Source organism: Brachybacterium sp. GU-2 (assembly GCF_030866705.2).
GTDB lineage: Bacteria > Actinomycetota > Actinomycetes > Actinomycetales > Dermabacteraceae > Brachybacterium > Brachybacterium conglomeratum.
In genome coordinates this window covers 1,578,399-1,591,432 of record NZ_CP133037.2, presented here as the reverse complement: position 1 = coordinate 1,591,432, position 13,034 = coordinate 1,578,399, and the positions used below count along the sequence as shown (strand labels likewise).

8 protein-coding genes are annotated in these 13,034 nt (G+C 73.1%); 6 read left to right on the top strand and 2 right to left on the bottom strand.

The window, feature by feature from the left end; all coding sequences use genetic code 11:
• Positions 1-5,895, bottom strand: coding sequence for a pullulanase-type alpha-1,6-glucosidase (gene pulA, locus RBL05_RS07290; RefSeq protein WP_308740073.1), 5,895 nt, complete (start codon positions 5,893-5,895; stop codon positions 1-3).
• A 212-nt stretch (positions 5,896-6,107) separates the two neighbouring features.
• Between pulA and glsA the strand changes: the two genes are divergently transcribed.
• Genes glsA through RBL05_RS07270 form a run of 4 tightly spaced genes read left to right on the top strand, consistent with a single transcriptional unit; the run spans position 6,108 to position 9,922 of the window.
• Entirely contained in the window at positions 6,108-7,142 is a 1,035-nt protein-coding gene (gene glsA / locus RBL05_RS07285) for a glutaminase A (RefSeq protein WP_308740074.1), read from the top strand.
• The gene (locus RBL05_RS07280) at positions 7,139-7,618 is read left to right on the top strand and encodes a GNAT family N-acetyltransferase (protein WP_308740075.1); all 480 of its coding nucleotides are present in this window, start codon (positions 7,139-7,141) and stop codon (positions 7,616-7,618) included. The genes glsA and RBL05_RS07280 overlap by 4 nt, the downstream gene beginning before the upstream one ends.
• 10 nt (positions 7,619-7,628) lie before the next feature.
• Positions 7,629-8,459: a DUF5926 family protein gene (locus RBL05_RS07275; protein WP_308740076.1), complete on the top strand. Its 831-nt coding sequence runs from the start codon at positions 7,629-7,631 to the stop codon at positions 8,457-8,459.
• Complete coding sequence (locus RBL05_RS07270) at positions 8,456-9,922, top strand: glycosyltransferase family 2 protein (RefSeq protein ID WP_308740077.1); 1,467 nt, start codon at positions 8,456-8,458, stop codon at positions 9,920-9,922. Before RBL05_RS07275 ends, RBL05_RS07270 begins: the two co-directional genes overlap by 4 nt.
• Here RBL05_RS07270 and RBL05_RS07265 read toward each other — a convergent pair whose 3' ends face one another.
• A complete protein-coding gene (locus tag RBL05_RS07265; protein ID WP_308740078.1) occupies positions 9,923-11,917 on the bottom strand; it encodes a hypothetical protein in 1,995 nt (664 codons plus the stop codon).
• A gap of 79 nt (positions 11,918-11,996) precedes the next feature.
• Here RBL05_RS07265 and RBL05_RS07260 point away from each other — a divergent pair, with 79 nt between their 5' ends.
• Positions 11,997-12,401 (top strand): GntR family transcriptional regulator, encoded by a 405-nt coding sequence (locus RBL05_RS07260; protein WP_308740079.1) that lies wholly within the window; start codon positions 11,997-11,999, stop codon positions 12,399-12,401.
• Positions 12,402-12,435: 34 nt separating this feature from the next.
• Entirely contained in the window at positions 12,436-12,957 is a 522-nt protein-coding gene (locus RBL05_RS07255; protein WP_308740080.1) for a GNAT family N-acetyltransferase, read from the top strand.
• Positions 12,958-13,034 lie beyond the last annotated feature (77 nt).

Here is a 13,034-nt window from a genome sequence, read left to right as displayed (position 1 = left end):
TCACCCCTCGTCCGCGGCGCGCCCCTTCGCCTTGCCGTTCGAGTGAGCGGGCGGGCCCTGCTCCCCGGCGTGCCCGGGCTTCCCCGGCTGTCCGGCGTGCGCCGGCGGGCCGGTGCGCTTGCCATTCTCCTGCGCGGCGACGAACACGGCGACGGTGTGCGCGGGCACGCTCACGGTCCCGGTCTCCGCGTCCCAGCTCGCGCCCTTGACGACCTCGTCGGCGCCGCTGGCCTGCACCTCGTGCAGCTCGTACCCGAGCCCGGCCATGTGCTCGATCTGCTCGGTGAGCGGCTCGTCGGAGGCGTTGAAGACGGTGACCACGCCGTCGAGGGCGGGGTCGACGTCGGGGCCGGCGGTGTCGTCGATCCGCATCACGAGCAGGCCCGGGGTCGCCTCGGGACCGGCGTTCGGGAAGGTGACCTTCTGGCGGATCAGCTCCGCGTCGCCGAGGGTGAACAGCGGCGTGGAGGAGCGCAGGCGCAGCAGGTCCAGGGTAGCCTCGCTGCTGGACGCGATGTCCTCAGGGGCGGGGTTCTTGGCCGGGTCCTCCAGCATCGGCACCATCAGGTCCCATGCCTCGCCGTTCTTGCCCTCGGGCGGCAGGCCGTTCGCGTACCCGCTGTCCTGCTCGGTCCAGTCGATCGTGTTGAAGTGATCGCCGGAGTCGTAGCTGTCGCGGTCCAGGGACTTCGAGCGCATCAGGTCGGTGCCGCCGGCCCAGAAGGAGGGCGACTGCCCCAGCGCCACGGTCGCGAGCGAGAGCGTGTTCATCCGCACGCGCACGTCCATGGGTGCGTCCTGCGGCAGCTTCCACACGTTCATGTCGTACAGCGCCTCGTTGTCGTGCGCGTCGACATAGTTCACGGTCTCCTCGGGCGCCGTCGCATACCCGGCCGGGGCGCCGTTGTAGTCCAGCTGATCGCCGCGCACCACCTCGCCGGTGGAGCCGAGCAGCTCGTAGTCGGCGAGGTTGCCCGCCATCCCGAGCCGGATCAGGTCGGTGCGGTGGCGCAGGTCGGTCAGCTGCTCGGCCTCGCCCACCTCGGCGTGGCCGTTGGGCATGGTGGCGAGCCCGTTGCCGAAGCCCTGGGAGGTGCGCTTGTCGGTGTCGAAGGGGCTGCCGCCGTGCACGGCGTCGCGCAGCCGGTCGTTGAAGGTGCCGATCGAGGTGCCGCCGAGCTGCCCCTGCGTGGCCTGGGTGAAGCGGGCGTTGCCGGTGACCTCGCCGAAGTCCCAGCCCTCGCCGTAGAGGTAGATGCCCTTGCCGTCCACGCCGTCGGACTCGAGGGTCAGCTCGTCCAGCGCCTCGCGCACGGCGAGCATGTTCTCGCGGCTGTGATGGCCCATGAGGTCGAAGCGGAAGCCGTCGACGCCGTAGTCCCGCGCCCAGGTCACTGTCGAGTCGACCATCAGCTTCTGCGCCATCGCGTGCTCGGTGGCTATGTTCGAGCAGCAGGTGGAGTTCTCGACGCCGCCTGCGAGGTCCAGGCGCTGGTAGTAGCCGGGGACGATGCGGTCGAGGACCGAGCGCTCGGACTGCCCGTGCGCGGCGGTGTGGTTGTACACCTGGTCGAGCACGACCTGTAGGCCCATGCCGTGCAGCTCGCCCACCATGGCGCGGAACTCGCGGGTGCGCTCGCCGCCGATCTGGTGGCCCTCGGTCGCGTACGAGCCCTCAGGCGCCATGTAGTGCAGCGGATCGTAGCCCCAGTTGTAGGCGTCCTCGCCCGCGACGGCCGCGACGGCCTCCTGCTGCGCGGGGGAGGCGGGGCCGGCGTCGGCGGGGATGTCCGGGCGCAGCTGTGCGGCGCGGTCCTCCTCGATGGTGGCGATGTCGAAGGTGGGCAGCAGGTGCACGGTGGTCATGCCCGCCTGGGCGAGCTCCTCGAGGCGCGTGGAGCCCGCGGAGTCCGGGTGGCCGACGGCGGCGTAGGAGCCGCGGATCCCCTCGGGCAGCGCCTCGTCGCCGGCGGAGAAGTCCCGCAGGTGCATCTCGTAGATGGTCTGGTCGGCGAACTGTGCGACCTCGGGCGCGGGCGTGTCGGTCCACACCTCCGGCGCCCAGCGCGGGTCGTCCAGGTCCACGAGCACCGAGTGGGTCGAGTTCACGGTCAGGCCCACGGAGTACGGGTCGGTGACGACGTTGGTGACGACCTGGTCGAGGGCGGGCACGTACACCTCGACCGCGAACGTATAGGCCTGGCCGGTCCAGTGCTTCCTGCCCTCGAACGTCCACGCGCCGTCCGCGCCCCGCCGCATCGGGTACGTCCGCACGGGGTCCGACGGATCGGTCGCGGACTCCGCCGGGCCGTGCAGCTGCAGGGTGACGGCGCGGGCGGTCGGCGCCCACAGCGCGAGGCTCGGCGCGCCGTCCTCCCAGCTCGCGCCGAGCTGCCGGTCCGCGGCGGCGTCGGCGTAGAGCGCGTCGAGCACGCCGGGGATCTGCAGCCCGGTGAGCACCTCGAGGCCGTCCGGTCCGTGCTGGGCGACGACCAGCTGGCCGCGCAGCGCCTTCTCGAGCACTCCGCGCTCGAGCTCGGGCAGGTCGAGGGCGAGGTGGCCGTCCAGGTGCGCGCGGCCGACGAGCTCGTCCTCGGCGAGGCCGCCGTCCCGCAGGGTCAGCTCGCCGAGGCTCCTCCCACCGGTGACCTCGTCGCCGTCGGCGGAGATCCCGCCGCCGGGCGCGGTGAACAGCTCCCAGCGGGTCGCGCCCGCATCGGCCACGAGGTCGGCGGGCCAGGCGATCGTGTCCGCGTCGACGAAGTGGGCCAGCTGCTTGCCGGAGCCCGCGGTCAGCGAATCGGAGGCCTCGATGGTCAGCTGATGGGTGGCCGGGTCGTACTCGAAGCTCACGATGTCTCCGTCCTGGGTCGAGAAGGTGTGATTGGCGCCGTCGGGCACGCCGTCCACGCCGTAGTTCTCCGCCCACGATCCACCATGGGCGACCTTCACCTCGTAGGACCCGCGGGGCAGGTCCTCGGTGGAGAAGGTGTAGATCCCGTCGCCGTCGGCGTCCTGCATCCAGGTGCGCATGCACCCGGGCATCCAGTCCTCGGGGCAGCCGAGCGCGGCGTTCATCGAGCCGGGGAGGGTGAGGAAGGGGCCCTGGGCGCTGTTCTGCGCGATGTGGGTGACCGGGTCGTACCAGAAGGTCAGCGGCCCGCCCTCATGGGTGTAGGTGATGTCCTCGCCGCCGGGCACGCCGCCCGCGCCGTAGTTCTCGTCCCAGCTGCCGCCGATCGCGACCTTGTAGGCGTACTCCCCGGCGGGCACGTCGAAGGTGCCGGTGTACTTGCCGGAGTCGGCGTCCAGGGCGAGTTGCGCGGAGGTGCAGGCGGGCTGCCAGTCGCCCGCGCAGCCCATCGCCGCATTGTGCGAGCCGGGCAGGGTCACCGTCTGCTCGTCGACCTCGCCGCCCTCGCCGTTCCCATCCTGGGAGCCGGTCGCGGAGAGGTCCGCGCCCACCACCGCGGTGACGGAGTCCGCCACGCGCTCGCCGCTCGCGTCGGTGGAGACGGCGCGATACTCGATCAGGGTGCCGACGGGCAGGCCGGCGACGTCGTGGAAGATCCGCGGGGTGTCGTCCTCGGCGGTGCCGAGCGGGGTCCACGCCGTCTCACCGGCCGCCCGCCAGCTGAAGGAGGTCTCGGCCCAGCGGTCCTGGGCCACGGTCGCGGAGATCGGGGCGCGTCCCTCAACCTTCCCGCCGTCGGTCACATCCAGGGCGATCGCCTGCGCGTCACCGGCCGGGGCGACGGGCTGATCGGCCACCAGGACCGCCGCGCCGAGCGAGGGGATCGTGAGCTCGAGGGTCCCGTCGGCCGCGGCGGTCACCGGGGCGTGGTCGCCGTACAGCGGCGCGTAGGTCGCGCCCGGGGTGAGGGCGGTGAGGGTGACGGTGCGCTCCTCGGGTGCGTTGTTCAGCGCCACCAGGTGCTCGATCTTCTCGTCGCGGTCCACGCGGGAGAAGGCGTAGACGCCGGCGCCGTCCTCGGCGTACAGCTCGACCTGCGCGCCCGTGGACAGCGCAGGCGTCTCGCCGCGCAGTGTCGCGAGCTCGCTGATCAGCGGGTACAGCTGCGTCTCGGTCGAGAAGTGCTCGTCGCTCCCGTACGGGGTGCCGTCGATCAGGGTGTCGTCGAGGTAGGACGGCACCTGGCTGGCGAACATCGACTGACGGGCGTCCTTGTCGTTGCCGTCGCCCACGAAGCCCTGCTCGTCGCCGTAGTAGATGACGGGCTGGCCGCGGGTCAGCAGCATGGTCTCGTGCGCGAAGGCGGCGCGCTCGTCGAGCCGGTCGGAGCTGCTGAGCAGGTTCCCGATGCGGCCCATGTCGTGATTGCCCACGAAGGTAGGCAGGTCCGCGGCGGAGGAGTCGGCGGTCGTGTAGTGGTCGTCGGCGGCGAACAGCCCGGCCATGCCCTGCGCGGTGTAGCCCTTGGCCCAGTTGGTCGCGGAGGCCTGGTAGGCGAAGTCGAGCACCGAGTCCATCTCGGTGTCCCGCACGTAGGGGGACAGCAGCGTCGCGTCGGCGTCGTACACCTCGCCGAAGGTGAAGAACTGGTCCCCGGCCGGGGTCGCGGCCTGGTGGTCGACCAGGGCGGAGGTGAAGGTCTGCCAGAAGGCGAAGTCGACGTGCTTGGCGGTGTCGATGCGGAATCCGTCGATCCCGAAGTCCATCCAGGTGGTGTAGATGTCCGTCATCGTCTCGGCCACGCGCGGGTCCTCGGTCATCAGGTCGTCGAGGCCGTCGAAGTCGCCGAAGGTGACGGACTCGCCTTCCCACGTCGAGTTGCCGCGGTTGTGGTACATCGTCACGTCGTTGAGCGCCTCGGGGACCATCACCTGGTTCTCCTCCGAGCGGACCGGGGTGTAGGGGAACGAGGCCTGCGCATCGAAGGTCGGGAAGTCGGAGGACTGGGCGAGCGCCGTGACGTCCACCGGGTTCCCGTCCTGGTCGAGGTAGGGGGCGGTGGCCTGGTCGACGTAGCCGTACTCGCCCTCCTCGTAGTCGATGAGGTCCGCGGTGTGGTTGGTGATGATGTCGAAGTACACCTTGATCCCGCGCGAGTGCGCGTCCTCGATCAGCGCCTTGAGCTCCTCGTTGGTGCCCAGGTGCGGATCGATGGTGGTGAAGTCGGTGACCCAGTAGCCGTGGTAGCCGGCGCTCGCGTCGGCACCCTCGCCCTGCACGGGGTTGTTGGTGAACGAGGGCGTCAGCCAGATGGCGCTCATCCCCAGGCCCTCGATGTAGTCGAGCTGCGAGTGGAGCCCGGCAATGTCCCCGCCCTGGTAGAAGCCCTTGTCGGTGGCGTCGAAGCCGTGGTCGAGGCGGTCTCCCTCGAGGCCGCCGGTGTCATTGCTCGGATCGCCGTTCTCGAAGCGGTCGGTGAGCACGAAGTAGAAGGTCTGCCCGCCGCCGGGATGGCGGTAGGGGGCCGCGGCGAGCTCGTCGTCCGCCTCGGTGTACTCCCCGCCCTGCTCGGCCAACGCGACGGACAGCCGCGAGGTCTCCGCATCGAAGCGGAAGGTGATCTCGGCGGGCGCGGCGACGGCCAGCGGGATGTTGTCCTCCCCGCCGTCCAGGCCGTAGGCCTCGTCCCAGCCGCCGCCGATCGCGGCCTTGACCTCGAACTGCCCGGCAGGCACCTCGAAGGTCGACTCCCACTGCCCGGCCGTGTCGGTGGGGGAAAGGGCGGTGGCCTCGCAGGCCGGGTCCCAGTCCTCGCCGCAGCCCAGCTCGTCCTGCAGGGAGCCCGTGAGCACCGGCTGCCCGGGGCCGACGGCGTGCACGAGCGGGGCGCTGCCCAGCATCGTCGCCGTGCCCATCGCCAGTGCTCCGGCGATCGCGAGCAGACGGGTTCTCATCGGGCGGGCGGAGGGCTGGATCGACATGCGGGGACTCCTCTGTCCGGGCAGCAGTGTCGACCGGGGTCGACGGGAGAGGCAGGCGGTGCGGAGCACCCGACCTGCAAGAATTTGCAGTGCATCTGCCGCTCCTGTGCGGCCGACGCGTCGACCACCGTAGGCGGGCCAGGTCGCATGCTCAAGGGAGTCCGCGAAACCTGCAAGAACTTTCAGGGCGGTGGGGGCGGTACCGTCGAGGAGTGACCAGCGCACTCACCACGTACCTCGACCGGCTCACCACGGCACTGTCCACGGCCACCACGGACATCGACCCGCACGCGGCCCAGGTGGACCGCGGCATCATCGGCGGTGCCGAGACCGACGGCGAGATCCCCTCCCTCTCCTTCCTCTCCGGCGCGCGCGAGGACCACCTCGGCGTCGCCGTCTGCTCGATCGACGGGGAGATCACCGCCGCCGGCACCGACCACGCCTTCCCGATGCAGTCGATCTCCAAGGCCTTCGCCTACGGCGCCGCGATCGACCTGCACGGCATGGAATACGTCGACGCGGTCGTCGACGAGGAGCCGACGGGCGAGGAGTTCAACGCGCTCAGCATCGACCGCGTCACCCGCAAGCCGAAGAACCCGCTGGTGAACATCGGTGCGATCCGCACCCACGCCATGCTCGGCACCACCCGGGAGGAGCGCACGCAGCGGCTGCGCGCGGTGCTCGACGCCGCGGCGGGCCGCCCGCTCGCCCCGCACGAGGTGACCTGGCGCGAGGAGCTCAAGAGCGCCGACCGCAACTACGCTCTGGCCTACATGCTGCGCGCCGCCGGCTCGATGACGGAGGACGCGATCGAGGTGGTCGACGGCTACATCGAGGGCTGCTCGGTGCTCACCACCGTCACCGACCTCGCCGTCATGGCCGCGACCCTCGCCTCCGGCGGCACGAACCCGCTCACCGGCCAGGAGGTGTTCTCCCGCGTCGCCGCCCGCCAGGTGCTCTCGGTGATGCTCACCTGCGGCATGTACGACAACGCCGGCGACTGGGTCAGCGACGTGGGCCTTCCCGCGAAATCCGGGGTGGGCGGCGGAATCATCGCGGGCCTGCCCTCCCGCTTCGGGGTCGCGAGCTATGCCCCGCAGCTGGACCTGCACGGCAACTCCGTGCGCGGCACGCTCTTCTTCGAGCGGCTCAGCGCCGACTTCGCCCTCCACATGCTCGACGGCGTCGAGCCGCGCGACCTCGAGGAGTGCGCGCGCGAGCTGATGGAGGCGGGGACGCATCCGTGAACGAGGTGCGGGAGATCGACGCCTCGGAGTGGGAGACCTGGCGCGCGCTGCGCCTGAGGGCGCTGCGCGCGGACCCGGACGCCTTCGCCAGCACCCTCGCCTCGACCCTCGAGCGGGAGGCACGTGACGGGGAGGCGTACTGGCGCGGCTACTTCACCCGCCCCGGCCCCGTCCTGATCGCCGAGGTGGATCGCGCCGCCGTAGGGATGGCGCGAGTGGTGGCCGAGGACGGCCCCGCACACCTCTACTCGATGTGGGTCGCGCCCGAGGCACGGGGGAGCGGCGTCGGCGCACACCTGATCACGACCGGCCTCGACTGGCTCGCCGCGCACCACCCGGGGCTCTCCCTGAGGCTGGAGGTGGTCGAGGCCAACCTCCCCGCCCGCCGTCTCTACGAGCGCTGCAGATTCACCGTCGTCGGCCCGAACCCCGAGGACGCGACCGAGATCGTCATGGAGCACGTTCCCGATCGGTAGACTCCCCGCCATGAGTTCCCCTTCGCGCAACGAGCTGGTCCGTCGCCCCTTCGAGGGCCTCCCGAACGAGCAGGACCTGGTCGCGATGCGCCAGCTGATCCCCGCGGCGACCATGTCGGCGAGGACCACCGAGGAGTACGGCGCGGTCGACGTCGAGCTCGCCACGATCCTGCCGATGGCCTGGCCCGCCGTGCGCCGCACCGACGGCACCGTCACCGTCGGCGTGCAGGCCCCGTTCCCCGGCGGTGACCTCTCCCGCGGGCTCGGCCAGGCGATCCGCCAGGCGGTCGCGCTCGAGCCCGGCAGCCCCGTCGCCTCCGTCACCCTCGAGGACGACTCCCCGCGCCTGCAGGACGTGCTGGACCTCTCCGGCGACTTCGCGATCCGGGTCCAGGACACCTTCGAGTTCTGGCTCGACCCGAGCGCCGAGCGCACCGGCGAGATCGAGCAGGCGATCACCCAGGCGAACGACTCGATCATGCCCACCCGACCGGTCGAGGGCCTGCCCCACGCCTACTGGGTCGACGCCGGCCCCAAGGAGCACGTGCGCTGGGTGCTGGACGCCGACGAGGACCGCGTCATCGACGCCGTCACCCGCCTGCACGCCCGCCGCGAGTCCGCGCTCTGCGAGGGCGCGAAGTACGTCGGCTCCTTCCGCGCCGAGGGCCTGTCGATCCCCGTCTGGGACCTGCCCAAGGGCGCCGGGGTCGAGGCCGCCGAGGCTGAGGCGGCGGCGTTCCGCGCCCGCTTCGAGGAGGCGCTGACCTCCACCGAACCGCTCACCGCGATGGAGCGTCGCGCCCGGGGCGGCATCGTCGCCCGTCAGGTGACGCTGCGATGAGCGCCGCGGGGCCGCTGACGGCGCGCCGCCCCGAGCGGGTCGCCGTCGTGATCCCCGCCAAGAACGAGGCGGAGCGGATCGAGGCGACCATCGCGTCGGCCCGGGGGATCCCGGGGGTCGACCTGGTCGTCGTCGTCGACGACGGCTCGTCCGACGCCACCTCCGCCGTCGCGATGGGGGCCGGCGCCCTGGTGGTGCGGCACAAGACCAACCGCGGCAAGGCCGCAGCGATGGCGACCGGCGCGCAGATGGTCGCGATCCAGGAGGGCGCCGAGCGGGCCGACGGCGGGGAGGGCTTCTCCGAGGAGCTGCACGCCGAGCCCCGCTCGCCCGGGCACACCGGCCCGCTGCCCGTGATCGACGACCGCGACGCCGTCCCGCGCGCCCTGCTCTTCCTCGACGCCGACATGGGCGAGAGCGCCGCCGCCGCGCAGCCGCTGGTCGAGGCGGTCCTCGGCGAGGGCGTCGACATGGCGATCGCGCTGCTGCCGCCGCAGTCGGGCGCCGGCGGGATGGGCGTCGTGGTGCGCACCGCCCGCCGCGGCATCCTCCGTGCGACCGGCTGGGAGGCGACGCAGCCGCTGTCCGGCACGCGCTGCATCACTCGCGAGACCTGGGACGCCTGCCAGCCCCTCGCCCCCGGCTGGGGCGTGGAGACCTCGCTGACGATCGACGCGCTGACCGCCGGCTTCTGGGTCAAGGAGATCCCCGCCGACCTCCACCACCGCGCCACCGGCAACGACCTGCGCGGCCGCCTGCACCGCGCCGCCCAGCTGCGCGACGTGCTGCGCGCCCTCGCCCGCACCCGACACCTGAGCCCGGAGATCGAGGGGGCCGACGAGGAGCAGGGCGCGGGGGAGGAGAAGCCCGCAGGCCTGCCGGCCGCCGCTCTCGGGCGGGAGGAACCCGTGGCGTCGGCCCCGGCGGAGACTCTGGAGCGCGAGGCGGCGGAAGAGACGGCGCCGACCGAGCCGGAGCCCGTGTCGGCGGCCCCGTCGGCCGGGACCCCCACCCCGCTCCCCACCGGCCGTCCCGACCACGACGAGGCGAAGGTCTGGGCCGGCATCGCGGAGCCTGGCGAGCCGGACGCCGAGCTCGCCGAGCAGCGCCGGCTCACCCTCGCGGACCTCCCCGTCGACGGCGAGTTCTCCGACGACGAGACCCGGGCGCTGGGCGATGTGGACCCCGCCGAGCTCGACGCCCTGCTGCGCGCCCTGAAGGTCGAAGGCGACTTCGCGCCCGACGACATCGTCTATCTCGCCGGCACCGATCTCGAGCAGCTCGCCGAGCGCCTGGAAGCCGCGCCCGTCGAGGGCCGCTTCGAGCCGGCGCACGCGGTCATCATCGCCTCCCACCTGCAGGTGGGGGAGCCGGAGTTCCCCGCCTCGCTCACCGCGCCGCTCACGCCCGAGGAGTACACCTCCCTGGTCGTGCACGCCGCGGTCGATGCCGAGAACAGCTGATCAGACGCGCTGCTCCGTCGTCCCGTCGGCCGGGGGCGGGTCCGGCAGCGTCGGCGGCAGCAGCGCGAGCCAGATCCCGAGCATCGCGGCGATCAGCACCGGCCCGGTGTCGTTGACGGCGTAGCCCACCCACGCCCCGACCACGAGCGCGATCCGCACCCGGTGCGCGACCGGATGGGCCGCATCGAGCGCGGCGAGCCGTCGCCACCGGATCCGGCGCGGCATGAGGATCGCGATCGAGGCGAGCACGGCGAGCACCAGCACCAGCCCGAGCGCCCAGTACCCGGTGGCCATGGCGATGTTCTGGGCGAGCTTGCGCACGATCACGGAGAGCAGCTCGCCGCTGAGCAGCTCGTCGATGAAGCGCCCCAGGTGGGTGCGGTCCTCGGGCGGGCGCAGCCAGTCCAGGAAGGATACCGACAGCACCGCCGCCGCCCCGCCGACGCCGAGGGCGAGCACGTGCCAGACCCGCAGCCGGATCCCGGAGACGAGCAGGGCGAGCAGGCCGAAGGCCGGGACCGTGGCGAGGCCAGAGCCGAAGTCCGCACCCATCGACGGCGCGACGCACACCGCGGCGACCGCGAGCCCGACGCCGACGGTCCACAGCACCCGCGCCCGGGGCGTGCGCACCGCCGTGAACAGGCACAGCAGCGCCATCATCGCCGCGGCCAGCACCATCCCGAAGAGGTGGTTGGACAGGCCGTAGAAGCGCCCGCCCGAGATCGGCTGCGCCCCGAGCGGGGAGGAGAGCTGCAGTCGCGATCCGAACGCGGACTCGGCCAGGATGATCCCTGCGACCAGCGCCGCGGAGACGCCGACGGGGCCGAAGCGGCTGCGGCGCCAGGGCCCGGAGAGCACGAGCACGGAGAGCAGCGCGCACCCGCCCCACACCACGCCCGCCAGAGCGAGCGTCGGGCTGTCCGACCGCCACCACGGCACCAGCGAGGCGCACAGCCCCGCCGGCAGGGCGAGCGGCGCGACCGACGCGAGCGCCCGGCCGACGGCGGCGAGGCGCCGGCGTCGGGCGAGCGCCGGGACCAGCACGATCACGAGGCCGATCACGCCGAGCGCGAGCCAGGACCCGAGCGCGGGGACGGTCGCGGCATCCACCAGCCGGGCCGCCTCGGAGCGGTCCCAGGCGAGCTGCTGCGCGTCGTCGCTGTCGGTGCCGCGGAAGGGCTGGCCGGGGATCAGCCCGTCGGCGCTCGCGTCGTGGGAGGAGAGCACGGTCGCGACCACGTCGGTGATCATCACGACGCCGGTCTGCTTGGTGGCGCCGGAGGTGAGGGCCTGGCCGGGCAGGGCGGTGTCCATCGCGACCTGCAGGCCGACGGTGCGGGAGGCGACCGCGCCGGTGCGCTCGACCTCCTCGGGATGCTCGGGGTCGGTCGCGGCGACGGAGACCAGCAGGGTGCGCGGCAGATCCGCGGCCTCGCAGCCGCCGAGGTCCTCGAGCGCCGCGGCGACGGCGCCGTCGAGCTCCGTGAGCGCCTGCTCGCGCGAGGGGTCGTCGTGGTCGGGGACCGACGGAGCGATCAGCTCGACCACGTCCCCGTCCTGGAGCGCGCCGGCGACGGCGGCGGGGTCGTCGGTCTCGGTCACCACGCCGGGCAGCTGCTCCCACTGGTCCGTCGGCGGGGTGGGGATGCCGCTGGTGCGCGGCGCCTTCTCGGCCAGGCCCCGGTAGCCGGTGTGCAGCGTCTCGAGCCCCTGCCGCTTCGTGGAGACGACGGTGGTGGAGGTGGTGTTCATGGCGCCCACGCCGGAGCGGTCTGCGAGGCACTGCAGCGTCGGCGTGCTCTCCGCGTCGATGTCCTCCCAGGTCAGGCCTGCGGTCGCGATCACCAGGCGCACGGGTGCGTCGGCCTCCGCGCCCCCGTCGGCCCGTGCGGAGGCGCCCGGCAGCAGCGCGAGCGCGGCGAGGAGCGCGAGCAGCATCACCCGGAGAGCGCGGACGACGGGCAGGGACGCGGATCGGGCGGGGGAGGCGGGCACGCCCCGATGCTACGGGGCGCTCCTCGACACCGACCGCGACGTGCACGAGGCCTCCACTCCCTCCGCCTATCGTGTCCTCATGCCCTCACCCCAGCCCCCGTACGAGCAGGTCCGTCGCGAGATCGTCGAACAGGTGCGCGGCGGCGAGCTCAGGCCCGGCGACCGCCTCCCCGCCATCCGGGCGCATGCCGCGGACCTCGGCCTCGCCGCCGGCACTGTCGCCCGCGCCTACAAGATGCTCGAGGAAGCGCAGATCATCGTCACCCGCCGCGGCGCGGGCACGACGATCGCGCCGGACGCCGTGGCGAGCGCCGAACGGGAGGCCGAGACCGCCGAGCGCGAGGACGGCGGCCCCGTCGACGCGGCGCTGCTGACCCTGTTCGCCGGCCCCGTCGCCGAGGCCCGCACCCGCGGCGCCCGCGACGTCGAGATCCTCGCGACCGTGCGGGCGGTGCTCGCGGGGGAGAGCGCGGGCGGGCAGTGAGGCGGTCCAGGAGTCGGTCGTCGAGCCGCGCGGCGTGAGGATCCGCCTCGAGCGCCTGGGCCCGGGGCATGCCGAGGAGATCCTCACCGGTCAGGACGAGGCGCTGGCCAGGGAGATCATCGGCCGGCCCTGGGACCGGGAGCGCCTCGAGGAGTTCCTCGCCCGCTGCGCGCGCTGGCGCGAGGACGGCCCGGTGGTCGAGTTGGCCGCGCTCGAGGAGGGCAGCGGTCGGCTGCTCGGCGGGGGAGGGCTGAACCGGCTCGCGCCAGGGCTCGGACCGGGCCAGGTGGCGCTGACCTACTGGCTCCTCCCAGAGGCTAGGGGGCGTGGCCTCGGCGTGCCGCTCGCAGAGGCACTGGCCGACCGGGCGCGGGACCTGCCTGCAAGGCGCGGGACGACGAGGTCCGGGGCCGTGCTCCTGATCGCCCCGGACAACACAGCCTCGCAGTCCGTCGCCCGCACTCTCGGCGCCCGGCCGACGGGCGAGCTCGTCCCGCACCCCGCGGGCGGCACCTGTCGGGCGCAGCGCTGGGTGCTGGATCTGCGGGAGGGGTGACCTCGGCCAGCGCCGCGACCGTTCCTCCACATCCCGCACGCTTCCACATCTCCCGTCGGCCTGTGGCGGTCGCACAC

Bases quoted from the DNA above. Each gene is read 5' to 3' on its own strand.
- RBL05_RS07270 (WP_308740077.1), top strand. From the start codon at position 8,456: ATGAGCGCCGCGGGGCCGCTGACGGCGCGCCGCCCCGAGCGGGTCGCC.
- pulA (WP_308740073.1), bottom strand. From the start codon at position 5,895: ATGTCGATCCAGCCCTCCGCCCGCCCGATGAGAACCCGTCTGCTCGCG.
- RBL05_RS07275 (WP_308740076.1), top strand. From the start codon at position 7,629: ATGAGTTCCCCTTCGCGCAACGAGCTGGTCCGTCGCCCCTTCGAGGGC.
- RBL05_RS07260 (WP_308740079.1), top strand. From the start codon at position 11,997: ATGCCCTCACCCCAGCCCCCGTACGAGCAGGTCCGTCGCGAGATCGTC.